The following is a 17,686-nucleotide window of genomic DNA, read 5'->3' as shown; positions in this document are numbered from 1 at the left end:
CATGCCCGTTGCGTTGATTACCGGTTGTTCCAGCGGCATCGGCCGCGCCCTCGCCGATGCATTCAAGTCGGCCGGTTTTGAGGTCTGGGCCAGTGCGCGCAGGGCTGAAGATGTCACCACACTCGCCACCGCCGGATTCACCGCCGTGCAGCTCGACGTCAATGACAACGCAGCGCTGGAACAACTCGCCGAGCGTATCAACCAGCAACACGGCGGCCTCGATGTGCTGATCAACAACGCCGGTTACGGCGCCATGGGCCCGCTGCTCGACGGCGGTGTTCCGGCCATGCAGCGCCAGTTCGAAACCAACGTGTTTTCGATTGTCGGCGTGACTCGTGCGCTGTTCCCGGTGCTGCGCCGGGCGAAAGGCCTGGTGGTGAATATCGGCAGTGTTTCCGGGGTTCTGGTCACACCGTTCGCTGGTGCGTATTGCGCGTCGAAAGCGGCAGTGCATGCGCTGAGCGATGCGTTGCGCATGGAACTCGCACCGTTCGGCATTCGCGTGATGGAAGTGCAGCCGGGGGCGATTCAATCGAGCTTCGCCAAGAATGCCGGCCATGAGGCCGAACAACTGATCAACGAACAATCGCCGTGGTTTCCCCTGCGCGAAGGCATTCGAGCACGGGCCAAGGCGTCCCAGGACAAACCAACACCGGCCAGCGAATTTGCCGCCGAGTTGCTCAAGGCTGTGCAACACAGCAAGCCGCCACGACTGATCCGCATCGGCAATGGCAGCCGGGCGTTGCCATTGCTGGTGACCTTGCTGCCGAAAGGGTTGCTGGAGTCGACGTTGATGAAGCGGTTCGGGTTGCGCGGACAACTCTGAAATCGAGTCAGCCCCACCCTTTCATGAAATCAATGAACGCCCGCACCTTCAATGGCAGGTGCCGGGTGTCCGGGTACAACGCATAAACCCCTTGCTGGGCGAAACGGTAATCCGGCAACAGACGCTGTAATCGCCCGGCGTCGAGGTCTTCCTGAATCAACCATTGCGGCAGAATCGCCACGCCTTGCCCGGTCAGCGCAAAGGCACGCAGGGTCGCCGAGTTGTCGGCAACAATGGCTGTGGTTCCCGGTTTCGGCTGGTAGAGATGCTCGGTGCCGGCCGGGTCGGCGACCGTCATTTCCGGCACTCGCCCATGTCCCAGTGTCGGCATCGACTCCAGCACCGCCAAGGTGTTTACCGGAGTAAAACCCTCGACCAGCCCCGGCGCCGCCACGGCAAACACCTCGAACGTCGACAACTGCACCGCGCGCAGATTGGAGTCGTGCATGCGGCCCAGGCGGATCGCCATGTCAAAGCGTTCGGAGATCAGATCGGCATGGGTCGAAGACGTGGACAGGTGGATATTCAGTTGCGGCTGCTGTTGTCGAAACACTTCCAGCGCCGGCACCACCTGAGCCAGGGCAAACTCCACGGTCGTGGTGATGCGCAACGTGCCCTTGAGCTGCGAGTGCTCCGAACGTGCTTCCTCGATCGCCAACCGCGCTTCGTCCAGGGTGCGCAGACAGCGTCGGTAAAAACGTTCGCCAGCATCGGTCAAAGCCAATTGCCGGGTGTTGCGAGTGAGCAAGGTGACGCCCAACTCTTCCTCAAGACGTTTGAGGTTGAAGCTCACCACCGCACGCGTCTGTCCCAGCGTATCGGCGGCCGCGGTCAGAGAGCCGGCCTCGACCACAGCTTTGAAAGTATCGAATCGATCCAGGCTGACCATATTCGCTGCGCCCACTGTCAAAATAATTTTGACAAACTAGCAGCCAAACTAGCGTATTTCTATCGCCACAAGCGCCCTACCCTGCACGCCTCATCACAGGGAAGCTGCCATGGCCTATCGCTCGAAAGTCGCGCTGGTGTATCTGTTGGGGTTCGCCCTCGACCTGCTGAACATGTTCGCCGCGAGCATCGCCTACCCGGACATCGCCGCGCAGTTGCACGCCTCGGTGACGCAACTGGCGTGGATCACCAACGCCTACATGCTCGGACTGACGCTGATCATTCCGATGAGCGTTTGGCTGGCGGCAAAGGTTGGCGAGCGGCGGCTGATCCTTGGTTCGTTGCTGGTGTTCGGGATCGCCTCCGGGCTCATCGCTCAGGCCAGTTCGATTGAAAGCCTGATCGGCTGGCGACTGCTGCAAGGGCTGGGTGGCGGATTGTTGCTGCCGGTCGGTCAGGCGCTGGCCTATCGAGAGTTTCCAGCGACTCAGCGCGCGCACTTCACGGGTGTGGTTTTGCTGGTGGCGCTAATGGTGCCGGCCCTGTCGCCGGCGGCGGGCGGTTTGATCGTTGAAGCGTTGTCGTGGCGCTGGATTTTCTACCTGAACATGCCGGTGGCGCTTTTTGCTTTCGGTCTGGGCCTGCTCTGGTTGAAAGCGAATCAGCCAACGAGCGAACGCCCGACACTGGACGCATGTGGCCTGCTGCTGGCGGTGTCGGCCCTGAGTCTGTTGTTGATTGCCGTCAGCCTGGCGAGTGAACCCGAAACCCGTCACCTCGCAGGCGGTGTGTTGTTGCTCAGCGCCGTGACCCTGTGGATCTACCTGCGCGATGGCTGGGGCAAACCGGGTGCAGTCCTGGATCTGCAACTGATCAGAAACCCGTCCCTGCGCCTGGCAATGCTGATCTACCTGTTTGTGCCCGGCATCTTCACCGGCACCAACATGATTGCCGTGTTGTACCTGCATGACCTCGGTTTCGGTGCAGCACACACCGGGGCGCTGATGCTGTCCTGGGCGGCCGCCTCGGGCGTGGCGATCATGCTTGGCAAACGCCGTTTCAACCGGATCGGTCCCAAACCATTGCTGATCGCCGGCATGCTGTTGCAATGCCTTGGCATCGTCGTGCTGATGCAGCTCGACCAGCCCGCAAGCGTCCCGTTGATCCTCGCTTACGCCTTGATGGGGCTGGGCGGCAGTCTGTGCAGCGTCACCGCGCAGACCCTGGCATTTGTCGGCATCACGCCAGAGAAAATGGGCCACTCCAGCGCCCTGTGGAACATCAATCGCCAGCTCGGTTTCTGCCTCGGCGCGGCGCTGCTCAGTTCATTGTTGGGCGCGTTGGGGGCCAACGGATTCAAATACTGCTTTCTCGCTGCTGCACTGCTCACGCTGTTGCCGATGGCCGCCGTGCTGCGTTTCGACTCATCGAAAGTGCTCGCCCTTTTGCACTCACCTCACCTTCAGGAAAAATCCACATGACTGACTACACCGACTACTTTGACGAAGTGATCCAGGCTCACGAGGCCATCGAACGATGGTTTGCGGTGGAGGAAGAAGAAGCTGCGCTGGAACGATTGCTGACGCGTTTTTCGCCACTGTTCTCCATGGTGACGCCGTTGGGGCGTGTGCTGGACTTCGAGGCGTTACGTGCGCTGTTTCAAATGGCAGGCGGGAAGAAGAGCGGGTTCAGGATCGAGCTCGGCGAGCTTCAAGGGATTGCCTTGCATGAACGCGGTGCGACGGTGAGTTATCGCGAACAGCAGACCGATGCGAGCGGGTTGCACACGGATCGGCGTTCAACCGTGGTGTTTGAAAAAACCGAATCCGGGCGGGTGATCTGGCGGCATCTGCACGAGACGTTTTGCCAGAGCTGACAACGAGCCTATCCGGCGAGGGAGCATCCTCCCTCGCCACAAGGGTTACTCGACAGCGTCCTGCTTCACCACCACGGTGCAGGTAATCCCCGCCGCCAGCAGCACACCCTCCGGCACTTCATCGATATGAATCCGCACCGGCACTCGCTGGGCCAGGCGCACCCAGTTGAAGGTCGGGTTCACATCGGCGATCAGCTCGCGGCTTTCCGGGTTGTCACGGTCGTAGATGCCGCGGGAAATGCTCTCCACATGGCCCTTGAGGACTTCGCCGCTCATCAGTTGCATGTCGGCTTTGTCACCGACGCGCACGTGGGGCAGCTTGGTTTCTTCGAAGAAGCCGTAGACCCAGAACGAGTTCATGTCGACCACGGCCATTTTCGCTTCGCCGATCCGGGCGTAATCGCCACGATGCACGTTGAGGTTGGTCACGTAACCGTCCACCGCCGCCCGCACTTCGGTGCGTTTGAGGTTGAGTTCGGCGGCTTCCAGTTGCGCCTGGGCCTGTTGGTAATCGGCCAGTGCCGAGTCGGCGATGTTGCTGGCGTCGTCGCGGTTTTCCTTGGAAATCACCAAGGCGTCCATATCGGCGCGGCGGTGGGCGTTGACCCTGCGCATCTCCCAGGTGGCCTTGCGCGATGCGACCAGCGACTGCGCCTGCTTCACCGCCAGGCGATAGTGCTCGGGGTCGATCTGCATCAGCAGATCACCCTTCTTCACCAATTGGTTGTCGCGCACTGGCACGTCGACCACTTCACCGGTGACGTCGGCAGCGACGTTGATGATATCGGCGCGCACCCGACCGTCGCGGGTCCACGGGGTGTTCATGTAGTGCTCCCACAACGTGCGGCCGATCCACAGCGCCAGGGCCAGCACCAGCAGGGTCGCGAGCAGGCTGAAAAACTTTTTCATCGGGACAATTCTCAGACTCAACGGTAAACAGTCAGCGCCATCGCGCCGAACAGACAGGTAAACAGGCTCAGGCGCAGCAGCGCCGGGTGCCAGAAGAAGCGGTACAGATCGAACCCCGACAGAAACCGGTCCAGCGCCCAGGCCAGTGCTGCGGCGACAAAAAACATCAGGGTCATGGTCGGCATGTACACGCCGTGGAAAGCGATTTCACGAGGCATGGGCAAGTCCTTCGGGCTTGGCGATGGCGTAGGCAGCGAGTGGCGATTGCGGGTCGAGCAGCGAGGTGCGGATGAAGTGCAGGTAGCTTTTCACCCGACGCAGTGCCGAGGTATCGAAGTGCGGTGCGAACGGCTCATCGGTGGCGGCGACACGGCTGATCGCGTGATCGACCGCAACCAGTGCGCGTTCCAGATTGCTCGAATTGGGTTGCAGGAACAGCCGCACCAGCGAGCGCCCCATGACCCGGATCGCCTGACGCCATGGCTGGGATTCGGCATACGCCGGATGCACCGGCAGGATCGCCTGTTCCTTGCGCAACTCGATGATCGCGTGGCCGACTTCCAGCACTACGAACATCCAGCGCAGCAGGTTTTTCTGCACCAGCGGCTGACCGGCCGCCAGACCGTAAGCCTGATGCATCAAGTCGCGGGTTCGGCTTTCGAAACTCGACGCCAGGCCCTTGAGTTTACCGCTGATCGCGTACACCACTTGCCCGCGCAGGTCCTGCTCCAGGCGTCGCCACAACCAGCGACTGTTCGGCGGCAGAATGATCGCGCCCGCTGCCGCGCAGACCAGCATGCCCATGACCATGGCGATGTAGTCGTTGATGAAGGTGTAGGGGTTGTAGATCGTCAGGTTGTCCGGCACGGAACCGGTGCTGAAAAAGATCAGCAGACCGAGGCCGACGCCGGCGTATTGCGGCCGCGACGCGAGGAACGAACCGAGCACGATCACCGGCGCGAGCATCACGCACAGCAGCGGAAAACCGTCGATCCACGGGAAGATGAAAAACATCTCGACGAAGCCGATCAACGCCCCGAGGAACGTGCCGCACGCCATCTGGAACGCCATGCGTTTCGGGTTCGGCGTCGCCGCCGACAAGCCCACGGTGGCGGCGGCAATCAAGGTCATGGTCGCTCCGCTCGGCCACGCGGTGGCGACCCAGTAACTGCCGAGCACGACCAGGATGAACGTGGCACGAATCCCCGAAGCCGCCGCCGCCCACCAACTGGTTTGCGGGGTAAACGGCTCGTCCCAGCGCTCACGTTCGTGGCTGTGATCGGCCAGCGAGGCGTGGGTCTGTGCATAACTGTGCAGGTCATCGACAAAGCGATAGAGCAGCTCATACGCGGTGTGGAAATCCAGTTGCTCGGCGTCGCTCGGCTCGCTCTCCTGAAAGATCGCCCGCAGGCTGCGCACCCGCGCCGGCAAGCCTTCCTTGTACGCCGTCAGCGCCAGCACCAGACGCGCCGCATCCGGGCTGGTCAGGGCGCGGCCGCTGAAGCCGTCGAGCACTTCGGCCAGATCCTGCAGGCCCGGTTTGATCGCCGCTTCCACATGATCGGCACCGTTGCGGCGCAGGCGTTCGAGCAACTGGTGCAAGGCGTTGAAACGGGTGGTGATGCCCATGAACTCGCTGTTCAGGCGACTGAGCCGACCGTTGCGTCGCCGCATGTGCGGGTCTTCGAACACGGTCACGCTGCGCAGCCCTTCCAGCCCCACCGCTTCGGCGATGAAACGCACGTTGCTGGCCTCGAACGACTCCGGTTTGCTGCGCCCGCGCAGGCCATCGGTGACGAACAGGGCGAACACACCGAAGCGCTGATACAAGGCGTTGCGCATCGCGGCGCTGGCGGTTTGCGGCAGGATCGCGGCGCTGACCAGCGTCGAGCAGAGAATCCCCAGCGAGATTTCCAGCACCCGCCACACCGCCGCCATGAACGCGCCATCGGGATGGGCGAGCGCCGGCAGGCCGACCATCGCGGCGGTGTAGCCGGCCAGCACAAAACCGTAGGCGCGGAAGTTGCGGCAACGGGCGGCGCCGGCCGAGCAGATGCCGACCCAGATTGCCAGCGAACCGAGGAACAGTTCGGTGTTCTGGGCGAACAGTGAAATCAGCGTGACCATCATCGCCGACCCGGCCAGGGTGCCGAGGAAGCGATAGAAACTCTTGGCGAACACCTGACCGCTCTGCGGCTGCATGACGATGAACACGGTGATCATCGCCGTGCGCGGTTGCGGCAGTTCCAGGCGCATAGCCAGCCACAGGGTCAGGAACGCGGCAATCAATACCTTGAAGATGTAGACCCAGGTCACGCCGTCGCTGCGCGCCCAGTCAAAGAAACCACGGCGCCATTCCAGGGAGTAGAGCCAGCGCAAAGGTGCGGGCAAGGGAGTCATTGAATCTTGCTCAGTGGTCGAGGGCTTGAAGAAGGGCCGGGGTTTTCGGTGCGGCGGTCTGCTCGGCGGTCGGTACGTCTTTACCCGCGCCAAGACCACCACCCAATGCTGTCACCAGTTCCGCGTGGGCACTCAACCGCGCCGCCTGCACCTGCTGCTGAACCTGTTGCTGTTTGAACAACAAGGTCTGGGCGTTGAGCACGTTGAGGTAATCGGTGAGCCCGCGCTGATAGGCGATCATCGCGATGTCGTAGGTCTTCTGCGCCGTGGCCACGGACTCGGCGGCGAACGTCTGCTGCTTGTCCATCGACTCGCGGCGGATCAACTGGTCGGAGATGTTCTTCAGCGCATTGACCAGGGTCTGGTTGTAATGCGCGATGGCGATGTCATAACCCGCCGAGGCTTCACCGAGTTCAGCGCGCAGTCGCCCGCCGTCGAAGATCGGCAGCGAAATCGCCGGCCCGACGTTGTAGTTGAGCTTCTTGCCGGTCAGGAACTCCAGCGCCCCGCCGCCGGTGGCCATGTAGCCGAGGCTGCCGACCAGATCGACGTTGGGGTAGAACCCGGCATGCGCGACATCGATCCCGCGCGCCTGCGCCGCCACTTGCCAGCGACTGGCGACGACGTCCGGACGCTGACCGAGCAATTCGGCGGGCAATGCCGACGGCAACTTCAGCGCCGCGCCGAGGGACAGGGTCGGACGCTGCAATTGCGCGCCGGCGCCTGGGCCTTTGCCGGCCAGTGCAGCGATCTGGTTGCGGCTCAGGGCGATTTCTTCGTCCAGCGCATCCAGTTGCCGATGGGTTTCCGGCAGCGGCGTTTCGGCCTGGCTGACTTCGAAGTGCGTGCCGATCCCGCCGTTCAGGCGTTTCTGCGCCAGTTCGAGAATCTGCTGTTGCTGCTTGAGCGTCGCCGCCACGATGTCGCGCTGGGCGTAATGCAGCGAGAGCTCGATGTAGGCGCGCACGATGTTGTTCTGCAACTCGAGCTGCGCCTGCCGCGCCTCGGCAGCGCTCATGTGCGCCAGATCGACAGCCCGCTCGGTGCTGTTGCTTTCACGGCCCCAGAGGTCGAGGGCGTAACTGAAACCCAGCGCGGCGTTGTTGTCCCAGGTGGTGCTGTTGGCCAGCTCACCGGGGCCGTAGAACTGGTCAGTCGGCCAGTTGTGACGCTTGAGGGTCGACTCGCCATTGATCTGCAACGACTCGGCGGCTTCGGCAGCGCCGGCCATCGACCTGGCCTGACGCACTCGCGCGGCGGCCATGGCCAGGGTCGGGCTGCCTTGCACGGCCAGGTCGATCCAGCGATTGAGTTGCGGGTCACCGTAGGCTTGCCACCATTGGGCGGTGGGCCAGTTTGCGTCACGGGCGGCGTGGGCGATGGCGTCGTCGGTGGCCAGTTCATTGGCCTCCAGTGCCTTGCCTTGCGGGGCAATGCCTCCGGTTCCGATGCAGCCGCTGAGACCTAACGTAAAAGCCAGAACACTGAGCGGCAAAAGCGCTCTGTTGATGCGACGCGGCACTGCTGCGAATTCCTGAGGTGGGGGATGTTTCGAGGTGGGCGCAATTCTAGGGGGGCGCCCTTACGGCGATAAGCTGGGATTCCTGTGAATCTTTGTTACCGTTAACGAGATAATCCCTTGGTCGGGGGTCTCAGCCCCTGAAACTTCGTGTCACAATTTGCCATCTCCCTTGAGAGCACCCCATGGACACTTTGCAAAACATGCGCGCCTTCAGTTGTGTGGCCGAAGCGGGCAGCTTCACCGCCGCCGCCGTGCAACTCGACACCACCACCGCCAACGTCTCGCGCGCGGTCTCCAACCTTGAGGCCCATCTGCAAACCCGCCTGCTCAACCGCACGACCCGGCGCATCGCGCTCACAGAAGCCGGTAAACGCTACCTGCTGCGCTGCGAGCAGATCCTCGCCTACGTCGAAGAGGCCGAAGCCGAAGCCAGCGAAGCCCACGCCCGCCCGGCCGGACAACTGAAAGTGCACACCATGACCGGTATCGGCCAGCACTTCGTGATCGACGCCATCGCCCGCTATCGCAAGACCCACCCGGACGTGACCTTCGACCTGACCATGGCCAACCGCGTGCCGGACCTGCTCGACGAAGGCTATGACGTGTCCATCGTCCTCGCCCGCGAACTGCCGGATTCGGGTTTCGTCTCGCAACGCCTGGGCATCACCTACAGCATCGTCTGCGCCTCCCCGGCCTACGTGAAAGCCAACGGCTGCGCACAAAAACCCAGCGACCTGCTGAACCACGCCTGCCTGCGCCTGGTGAGCCCGGTGATCCCCCTGGAAAAATGGGCCTTTGACGGCCCGGAAGGCCAGGAAATGGTCACCATCAACAGCTCGCCCTTTCTGGTGAACTCCGCCGACGCGATGAAAACCGCGATCACCAGTGGGATGGGTGTCGGTGTATTGCCGGTGTATGCCGCGATCGAAGGCTTGCGCAACGGCTCACTGGTGCGGGTAATGCCGAACTACCGCTCGCAGGAACTGAACCTGTATGCGATCTACCCGTCACGGCAGTATCTGGATGCGAAGATCAAGACTTGGGTCGAGTACCTGCGTGGGTCGTTGCCGGAGATATTGGCGGGGCATCAGGCGGAGTTGGCCGCTTATGAGATGAGCGGGAGTCTGGCGGGGGCGCGGGTGGCGAATTAAACACAATGAGCGTTAGCTCGAGTACCGCTTTTGACGTGCCGGCCCCATCGGCAGGCTGAGTGGAGGGATTCATCCGGGGGTGGGCGCGCAGCGCCGTGCGGCGCAGCCGCATGCATCGAGAGGAGGTGCAGCGAAGCAAACCGTAGGCGATGCCCCCGGATGAATCCCGGAACGAAGGAACACCGAGCCAAAGCGAGGTGCCGAACGCCGAGGCCAAGCCTTTTGCTTACTTTTCGGCGTTTGGAAAAGTGAGCCGCTGTAAGAGCGGAACCGCCAGCGGCAGCACCCGCAGAAACGGATATTCACACAAAACAACCCAAAACCTGGTCGGCCCAGAGGCCGCCAAGACAACCCCAAACAGAAAATGTTAGCTTGCTTGGCAATCACATCAGCCGCCCAGCCGAGCCCAAGCCAATGAAAAAAACAGTTTTGGCCTTCAGCCGCATCACCCCACCCATGATCGAACGCCTGCAACAGGACTTCGACGTCATCGTCCCCAACCCGAAAAACGGTGACATCAACGCCCAGTTCAACGAAGCCCTGCCCCACGCCCACGGTCTGATCGGCGTAGGCCGCAAACTCGGCAAGGCCCAACTGGAAAACGCCGCGAAACTCGAAGTGGTCTCCAGCGTCTCCGTCGGCTACGACAACTACGACCTCGCCTACTTCAACGAACGCGGGATCATGCTCACCAACACCCCGGACGTCCTGACCGAAAGCACCGCTGACCTGGCCTTCGCCCTGATCATGAGCAGCGCCCGCCGCGTCGCCGAACTGGACGCCTGGACCAAGGCCGGCCAGTGGCAGGCCAGCGTCGGCGCACCACTGTTCGGTTGCGACGTACACGGCAAGACCCTGGGCATCGTCGGCATGGGCAACATCGGCGCCGCCGTTGCCCGTCGCGGACGTTTCGGTTTCAACATGCCGATCCTCTACAGCGGCAACAGCCGCAAGACCGAACTGGAGCAGGAGCTCGGCGCGCAGTTCCGCAGCCTTGACCAACTGCTGGCCGAAGCCGATTTCGTTTGCCTGGTGGTACCGCTCAGCGACAAGACCCGCCACCTGATCAGTCATCGCGAGCTGGCGCTGATGAAGCCGGACGCGATTCTGGTGAATATCTCCCGCGGTCCGGTGGTCGACGAACCGGCACTGATCGAGGCCTTGCAGAACAACCGCATTCGCGGCGCCGGCCTCGACGTTTACGAAAAGGAACCGCTGGCGGAATCGCCGCTGTTCCAGCTGAAAAACGCGGTCACCCTGCCGCACATCGGCTCGGCCACGAATGAAACCCGTGAAGCCATGGCCAACCGCGCACTGGCCAATCTGCGCAGCGCCCTGCTCGGTGAACGGCCTCGGGATCTGGTGAATCCGCAAGTCTGGAAGAACTGATGACTCGGGGCTGGAACATCGTTTTCCAGCCCCGCCTGTTTCAACCTGTTTTTAAAAGGGCCTGGTGTTGTTCACAGCCCTTTAAACTACACAACTTGAAAACGACTCCCCACCCAACTTCATTCCACTCTCTATAGAATCCCGTGAACCATCTGCCAACGGACAGATACAATTCATGGAGAGCTAACAAATGACAAACCTTACAACTTCACAACTTATCAGAAGAAGTAAAGTCGCAATCGTTTTCATGGTAGGAATACTGGGTGTTCTGATTGTTTTCAGCAATGCCACCGATTACAACTCAAACTACGTGTACCTTGGCCACATCCTGAGCATGGATACGACAGGCAGCCATTTGATGTACCGCTCGATCAACTCGGAAATGATGCATCACCGGATCTACTGGATGATCATGACACTGGAGACCATATTTACTTCAGCCTGCCTGCTGGGAGGTTATCAACTCGCAAAGAATATAAACGCGCCAGACGAGCAGTTTCATGAAGCCAAGAAATATGCCGTGCTGGGGTTTCTCGTGGCGCTGTTCATTTATTACTTCTGCCTGCAAGTCATTGGTAATGAATGGTTCGACATGGATCAATCAAAAGACTGGAATGCCATGAAGTGGGCACAAAGTATTGTCGACTTCCTGTTACCGGCACTTATATTCCTGGTCATGAAAGTCGACAGTTGAACATTCAGTATTCAATGTGCAGGTTTGGCGACCATTGCAATGTCGGGTTTTGGTTTGCGAAACACCAGCACATTGCCCAGCATCACCAGCACCAACCCCGCCAACGCCGGCGCCGTCCATTGATAACCTTCGGCAAACGCCGAAACGTTCAACGCCACCACCGGGAACAGCACCGTGCAATACGCTGCGCGTTCCGGGCCCATGCGACCGACCAGGGTCAGGTACGCAGTGAAACCGATGACCGAACCGGGGATCACCAGGTACAACAGCGCACCGATATAGCGCGACGTCCATTCCATCTCGAACGGGATGCCTTTGACCAGGCACCACACCGACAGCATCGCCGCGCCGTAGGCCATGCCCCACGCGTTGGTGGTCAGAGGTTTGAGGCCGGCCTTCTGTTGCAGGCTCGACAACATGTTGCCCGCCGAGAAACACAAGGTGCCGCAGAGTGCCAGGCCAAGGCCGAGCAGCGTTTGCGGACTGGCGTGGTGCCCGGCCAGCTCCGGCCAGAACAACAGGCCCAGACCGCCCAGCCCCAGTGCCCCGCCCATCAGCACATTGCGCGCGATGCGCTGGCCGAAGAACACCCGCGCATTCAGCGCGTTCCACAACGTTGCGGTAGAAAACACCACCGCCACCAGACCGCTGGGAATCCACTGGCTGGCGGTCAGGAAGCACATGAAGTTGACGCAGAACAGGCACAGGCCCTGTGCGACACAGATCAGATGCCCGCGCCGGTTCATCGGTTGCAGCCGCCGGCTGAGCAGCAACAGCGCGAACAACACCAACGCGGCGAGACCGAAGCGATAGACGATCGACACCGGAATCGCCACCACGCCCAGTTGCCACTTCAGGGCGATCCAGGTGGTGCCCCAGATCAGCACGGTCAACAAATACAACGACAGGTTCATGGCAGACACTCCTCGATTGGGTTTCAGTGTCCGCCCGTCCCCTCTGCCCGCGCTTGCATAAACTTGCGCTTTTATCGGAGCGCAGGCTGGCAGCGCGAAATCTACGGAGTAGGATGCAAGGCGTTGAAGAGAACCGATCATGGCCGCCATCGATACCCTGCAAGTCTTCCAAGCCCTGAACAACTCGCCCAATGCACGCCTTGTGCACAGCGCCGAATTGGGTGACGGCCTGTCCGCTGCCTTGTGGACCAACCATCACGATGCCCAGGAATACGAAGCGCCGAGCCATCACACCCTCTCCTGCTACATCGCCGGCGGCACCGGCACCTTCCGCCGTGGCGAACCCGGCCACAAGGGCGGCCCGGACAAGCTGTGCATCCTGCCGGCCGACCACGAATCGGGTTGGGTGATCAATGGCGATATTCGTCTGGCCCACCTGTATTTCAGCGCCGAACAATTTGCCCTGGGTTGCGTCACCCTGCTGGATCGCGAGCCCCGGGAAATGCAGTTGCGCGAACAGACTTTTCTCGAAGATCCGCAACAGGCCCAACGGTTTCGCCAGTTACTCACCTTGAACTGGGACGAGCCTGCCGAGCGCTTGCTGACCAGCAGCCTGGCCCACGAATTGATCAGCCATACCCTGCTGAGCCAGGTCGGCGTGCGTCAGGGTTTGCGTCTGAAAGGTGGGTTGGCGCCGCACCAGCGCCGGCAACTGGTGGAGTTCATCGACAGTCAATTGGCCGAGCCGATCAGCCTCGGGCAACTGGCCGGGTTGTGTGCGTTATCGGAATACCACTTTGCGCGGATGTTCCGGGTGAGCTTCGGCTTGCCGCCGCATCAGTATGTGCTGGCGCGGCGGTTGAGCCGGGCACGGGAGCTGTTGCGCGGGACGGTGTTGCCATTGGGTGAGATTGCCCTGGCGTGCGGATTTGCCAGTGCCAGCCACTTCACCAACCGCTTTCGCCAGGTGCTGGGTGGAACGCCCGGCGAGTATCGCCAGGCGTTTTTGCGCTGATCAGAACTCCAGCGTGCTCGACAACGAAATCTGCCGCGAATCGCCCATCGACACGAAGAACCGGCTGGCCGCCGAGGTGTAGTAGGTGCGGTCGAACAGGTTCTTCACGTTGAGCTGAAACTTGACCTTCTGCCCTTCGACTTTGGTGTCGTACGTGGCGAATGCATCGGCCACGGTGTAGCTCGGCAGATCGAAATCATTCACCGCGTTACCCGCCCGCTCACCGACATACCGTGCGCCAGCGCCAACCCGAAGTTGATCGCCGCCGATCACGCTGCCAAAGTCGTAGACCGCCGACAACGAGCCGGTGTTCTTCGCCACGTTTTGCAGCTTGTTGCCTTTGTAGTCGGGATCTTCCGTAACCTCGGCGTCGGTGTAGGCGTAGCTGCCGATCATGCTCCAGCGATCACTGAGCTGGCCGGTCAGGTCCATTTCCAGGCCACGGGAACGCACTTCACCGGCGGCGCTGTAGATCGTGGTCGGGCCTTCGGCGTTGGCCACCAGCACGTTGCGTTTCTTGATGTCGAACAAGGCGATGTTGCCGGTGACACGCCCCGGAATGTCAAGGCGTGCGCCCAGTTCCCAGGACTTGGCTTCTTCCGGCGCGATGCTGCCGTCGAGCACGGTGCTGCTGCCGCTCAGCGGAGCAATGGTCGAGTTCGGTTTGAACGACTCGGTGTAGCTGCCGTAGAACGACAACGCGTCGGTGTAGCGATACACCAGGCCTGCACGCGGCACCCACTTCTGACCGTTGTTGTCGGTGTTGGCCTTGAACGGCACGCCTTTGCCGGCGTACTGGTCATACTCCTGGAAGCGCCCGCCGGCCACCAGAATCCACTGGTCGTTGAGGTGAATCGAGTCCTGCAGGAACACCGAGTCACTGCGCAGCAGATCGGTCTGCGCACTGTCCGCCGGGCTGACGGTGGTGCCGGCGACTTCGCGGCCATAGACCGGATTGACGTAGCTGAAGGTGCTCAGGCTTTTCTGACGGATCAGGTCGGCGCGGTAGATCTTGCGGTACTCGTCATCGACGCCGAACACCAGGTCATGCTGCATGCCCAGTACATTGACCTTGCCTTCGAGGCTGGCGGTGGTGAAACGGTCAGTGCTGATCGCGCCCTGGGTGCCGTCCATGCTGCGGGTCAGGGTGCCTTTCTTGGTGTCGATCGCAGTCACGCGGACCTGGCTGGCGTCGTAGGTTTCGCGGTTCCAGCTGTAGCCGAAATGGGCTTTCCAGTCGTCGTTGAGTTCGTGGTCGGCCTCGAAGTGATAGAGGTCCGAGCGCCCTTCCATGTCGTTGAATTTCTCGTCGAGACGTTCGTTGCGCGAGATGTCCAGCGGATGGTTGGTGCGTGGATCGATCAGCGTGCCACGGTCGAACGGCGTCAGGAATTCCCGATGTTCATAGGCAAACAACAACTTGGTGCGCTCACCGTACCAGGCCAGCGACGGCGCGATCAGGCTTTCACGGTGGGTACCGAAATTGCGCCAGTAATCTTCGTCTTCGTGATCGAGCACCATGCGATAGGCCAGACCGGAATCACCCAACGCACCGGTGCTGTCGAACGAGCCGCCGCTGCCGTTCTTGCCATCGCCGTAGGTCGAACCGCGCAGGGTCAGGGCGTTGTACTGGGTCAGTTCGGGCTTTTTGCTGACCATGTTGACCACACCGCCCGGGTCCTGAATCCCATACAACAGCGAGGCCGGGCCCTTGAGCACTTCGACGCGATCCACGGTCGCGTTCATGCCACGGCCCTGCACCACCGGCATGCCGTCGCGCATGATCGAACCATTGCGGTTGTCGCCGAAGCCCCGGGTCATCACCGAATCCTGGGTGCTGCCTAAAGTATTGCCCTGGGTGATGCCGCTGACGTTGGCCAGCGCATCATCGAGGTTGCGCGGTGCCTGATCGCGAATGACCTGGGCCGGGATTACGTTGACGGTCTGCGGAATTTCCTGGAGCGAGGCCGAGGAACGCATCACCGAACTGGTTTCCGGTGGCTGGTAACTCATCGGTTGATCCATAACCGAGGTGATGTTGGTCGCACCGAGGTTCAACGCGCCTGCGGTCGGTTGTGGTTCGAGTGCCAGGGTATGGCTGTCGGTGCGGCGGAAGGTCAGGCCGGATCCGGTGAGCAGACGTTGCAACGCCTGTTCCGCGCTCATCTGCCCGTTGACCGCTGGGGCGTTGAGGCCGTACGGCGCTTCAACGGTGTAGACCACGCTCTGGCCGGTCACGCGACTGAAGTCGCTCAAGGCTTGCGGCAGCGGTTTGGCGGCCAGGGAAAAACTGAACTGTTTCTGAGGCTGGCTGTTGTTGCTTTCTGCGGCCTGCGCCACGCTCATCGGCAACAATGCCAACGCCGCAAAACTCAGCGCCGAGGCACCGAACCACTGTTTGACCGAACCCGATTTTGCCCTGGACTTCATTGCTCATGACCTGTGTAGAACCGCAACGGATGCGAATGACTCGCAGTTTCAGTCACTACACGGATGGCGTCGGGATTTACCTCACCACAAATTTGAAAATATTTTCAGCGCAGGATAATCAGCTTGCCCAGCACCTGATGCTGCTCGAATCCCAGAACCCCCTGCAGCGAATTCAGCACGGCTTGCGGATCCTTGCTCGGAAAGCTTCCGCTGACCTTGCGCGCGCCGAGTTCATCATTGAGCAACATGATCCGTCCCGGGTAATAACGCCGCAGATCCTGCACCACATCCGCCAGTGTCGACTTGTAGTAAGTCAGCCAGCCCTGACGCCAGGCCAGTTGCGCTTCGCTGTCCACGGCGTGCAGTTTTTGCGCGGTCCCTTCGCCATACGCCACTTGCTGGCCGGCGGTGAGAATCTGCTGTTCGGTATCCCGCCCCGCCGTCACGCCAACGCGCCCGGACAACACGGTGACTTGTGCGCCATGCGGTTGCAGGCGCACTTCGAACTGCGTGCCGAGCACCCGCGCCTGGCCCTTTTCAGCCTCTACCACGAACGGCTCGCCGGTGTGGGTCACGCTGAAAAACCCGGCGCCTCGACGTACCTGAACATGCCGCTCGCCATGACTGAAATCCACGGCGATGGCGCTGTCGGCATCCAGCGTGACCTGGGATTGGTCGGCCAAAGTCACGGTGCGGATTTCACCGGGGGCCGAAACATAATCAGCACCCAGATCATCGACCCAGCGCTGCGGCTGCCAACCGGTGCCGAGGCTGATCATCAACAACAGACAGGCCGCCATTGCCAGCGCTCCGGCCCAACGTCGAATCTGCGGACGGCGCGGCCGGTCCATCGCATTCAGATAGCCCTGCAAGGCGAACGACTCTTCATCCGCCAGAGTGCGGGCCGGCCCTTCGCTCAATTCCCAGATGACTTGCGCCTGGGCGTAAGCCTCGGCGTGGGCCTCGGCGTGGGCCGGGTTGGCACGCAACCACTGGCTGAAGGTCAGTTGATCACCGGTGCTCGGGCGGTCGTGCAACAGGCTCAACCAGGCAAAAGCCGCCTGCTCCTGAGCGGGCGTCGGGGTGACGCGGTCGGTGTGATTCACGGTGCTTTCCCTGGCAGGCGTGGCGCGGGTTCGCGCAGGCTGGCCTTGCAGGCCTCGAGGGCGCGCATCATATGTTTTTCCACAGCGCTTTGGGACAGGCCCATGGCTTTGGCGATCTCGGCGTACTTGCGCCCGTGGATGCGATTGAGCAAAAAAATCTGCCGCGTGCGCTCGGGCAATGCACGCAACGCCGCTTCGACGTGGCGCAGATCATTGCCTGCTTCGAGTGCCGCTTGCGGTTCGCTGGCGCTACTGTCCGGCTCATCCGGTTGCCAGCCTTCATTGACCCGAACCCGCGTGCCTTCGCTGCGCAAATGGTCGATGGCGATGTTGCCTGCACAGCGCAGCAGGTAGGTGCTGAGCTCTTCAACCTGTACCAACGGCCGGCGCCAGAATCGCAGGAACAGATCCTGCACCAGGTCCGCTGCCGTCGCCCGGCAACCGACGCGACGGTTCACCAGCGCTTCCATTTGCGGGCGCTGCGAGAGGAACACCTGAAGAAAATGCGCACGCGCGCCGCTCGGTTCGTCGTCGCGGGATTCCGGGGGATGACCGATCAGCATTGC

16 protein-coding genes are annotated in these 17,686 nt (G+C 61.5%); 7 read left to right on the top strand and 9 right to left on the bottom strand.

The window, feature by feature from the left end:
• The first annotated feature begins 1 nt into the window (after position 1).
• Positions 2-826: an SDR family oxidoreductase gene (locus tag AC1RME_RS26345; protein ID WP_096819138.1), complete on the top strand. Its 825-nt coding sequence runs from the start codon at positions 2-4 to the stop codon at positions 824-826.
• A gap of 7 nt (positions 827-833) precedes the next feature.
• Here the strand turns inward: AC1RME_RS26345 and AC1RME_RS26340 are convergent, their stop codons facing one another.
• Positions 834-1,715 (bottom strand): LysR family transcriptional regulator, encoded by an 882-nt coding sequence (locus tag AC1RME_RS26340; protein ID WP_096819136.1) that lies wholly within the window; start codon positions 1,713-1,715, stop codon positions 834-836.
• Positions 1,716-1,824: 109 nt separating this feature from the next.
• Here AC1RME_RS26340 and AC1RME_RS26335 point away from each other — a divergent pair, with 109 nt between their 5' ends.
• Positions 1,825-3,195, top strand: coding sequence for an MFS transporter (locus tag AC1RME_RS26335; RefSeq protein ID WP_096819134.1), 1,371 nt, complete (start codon positions 1,825-1,827; stop codon positions 3,193-3,195).
• Entirely contained in the window at positions 3,192-3,590 is a 399-nt protein-coding gene (locus AC1RME_RS26330) for a DUF4440 domain-containing protein (protein ID WP_096819132.1), read from the top strand. The genes AC1RME_RS26335 and AC1RME_RS26330 overlap by 4 nt, the downstream gene beginning before the upstream one ends.
• Before the next feature lie 45 nt (positions 3,591-3,635).
• On the opposite strand, the gene AC1RME_RS26325 is transcribed toward AC1RME_RS26330, so the two are convergent.
• From AC1RME_RS26325 to AC1RME_RS26310, 4 genes are read right to left on the bottom strand one after another with little or no spacing between them, the layout of a single operon-like run.
• Entirely contained in the window at positions 3,636-4,499 is an 864-nt protein-coding gene (locus AC1RME_RS26325) for an efflux RND transporter periplasmic adaptor subunit (RefSeq protein WP_096819130.1), read from the bottom strand.
• A gap of 17 nt (positions 4,500-4,516) precedes the next feature.
• Positions 4,517-4,717, bottom strand: coding sequence for a DUF1656 domain-containing protein (locus AC1RME_RS26320; RefSeq protein WP_003221811.1), 201 nt, complete (start codon positions 4,715-4,717; stop codon positions 4,517-4,519).
• A complete protein-coding gene (locus AC1RME_RS26315; protein ID WP_096819128.1) occupies positions 4,707-6,899 on the bottom strand; it encodes an FUSC family protein in 2,193 nt (730 codons plus the stop codon). Before AC1RME_RS26315 ends, AC1RME_RS26320 begins: the two co-directional genes overlap by 11 nt.
• A 10-nt stretch (positions 6,900-6,909) precedes the next feature.
• Positions 6,910-8,421, bottom strand: a complete 1,512-nt coding sequence (locus AC1RME_RS26310) for an efflux transporter outer membrane subunit (protein ID WP_493072700.1) — start codon at positions 8,419-8,421, stop codon at positions 6,910-6,912.
• Positions 8,422-8,603: 182 nt separating this feature from the next.
• Here AC1RME_RS26310 and AC1RME_RS26305 point away from each other — a divergent pair, with 182 nt between their 5' ends.
• From AC1RME_RS26305 to AC1RME_RS26295, 3 genes are all read left to right on the top strand, one after another.
• Complete coding sequence (locus AC1RME_RS26305) at positions 8,604-9,572, top strand: LysR family transcriptional regulator (RefSeq protein WP_096819124.1); 969 nt, start codon at positions 8,604-8,606, stop codon at positions 9,570-9,572.
• Positions 9,573-9,986: 414 nt separating this feature from the next.
• The gene (locus tag AC1RME_RS26300; protein WP_096819122.1) at positions 9,987-10,961 is read left to right on the top strand and encodes a 2-hydroxyacid dehydrogenase; all 975 of its coding nucleotides are present in this window, start codon (positions 9,987-9,989) and stop codon (positions 10,959-10,961) included.
• Between the two features lie 190 nt (positions 10,962-11,151).
• Positions 11,152-11,655, top strand: a complete 504-nt coding sequence (locus AC1RME_RS26295; RefSeq protein ID WP_192559826.1) for a DUF2165 domain-containing protein — start codon at positions 11,152-11,154, stop codon at positions 11,653-11,655.
• Positions 11,656-11,666: 11 nt separating this feature from the next.
• On the opposite strand, the gene AC1RME_RS26290 is transcribed toward AC1RME_RS26295, so the two are convergent.
• Positions 11,667-12,569 carry a DMT family transporter gene (locus tag AC1RME_RS26290; protein WP_096819118.1) on the bottom strand — a complete coding sequence of 301 codons (903 nt, stop codon included), beginning with the start codon at positions 12,567-12,569 and terminating at the stop codon, positions 11,667-11,669.
• 139 nt (positions 12,570-12,708) lie between these two features.
• On the opposite strand from AC1RME_RS26290, the gene AC1RME_RS26285 reads away from it, so the two are divergent.
• Positions 12,709-13,584: an AraC family transcriptional regulator gene (locus AC1RME_RS26285; protein ID WP_096819116.1), complete on the top strand. Its 876-nt coding sequence runs from the start codon at positions 12,709-12,711 to the stop codon at positions 13,582-13,584.
• On the opposite strand, the gene AC1RME_RS26280 is transcribed toward AC1RME_RS26285, so the two are convergent.
• The 3 genes from AC1RME_RS26280 to AC1RME_RS26270 form a co-directional block, all read right to left on the bottom strand.
• Positions 13,585-16,014 (bottom strand): TonB-dependent siderophore receptor, encoded by a 2,430-nt coding sequence (locus tag AC1RME_RS26280; protein ID WP_096819114.1) that lies wholly within the window; start codon positions 16,012-16,014, stop codon positions 13,585-13,587.
• 104 nt (positions 16,015-16,118) lie between these two features.
• Positions 16,119-17,120 carry a FecR family protein gene (locus AC1RME_RS26275; RefSeq protein ID WP_493091968.1) on the bottom strand — a complete coding sequence of 334 codons (1,002 nt, stop codon included), beginning with the start codon at positions 17,118-17,120 and terminating at the stop codon, positions 16,119-16,121.
• On the bottom strand, positions 17,117-17,683 hold the full coding sequence (locus AC1RME_RS26270) for an RNA polymerase sigma factor (protein WP_096819110.1): 567 nt from the start codon (positions 17,681-17,683) through the stop codon (positions 17,117-17,119). Before AC1RME_RS26270 ends, AC1RME_RS26275 begins: the two co-directional genes overlap by 4 nt.
• Positions 17,684-17,686: the final 3 nt, after the last annotated feature.

This window comes from Pseudomonas sp. GW822-FHT03F08 (assembly GCF_058801265.1).
The sequence above is the reverse complement of the archived record's forward strand: the minus strand, read 5'-3'. Positions and strand labels throughout refer to the sequence as shown.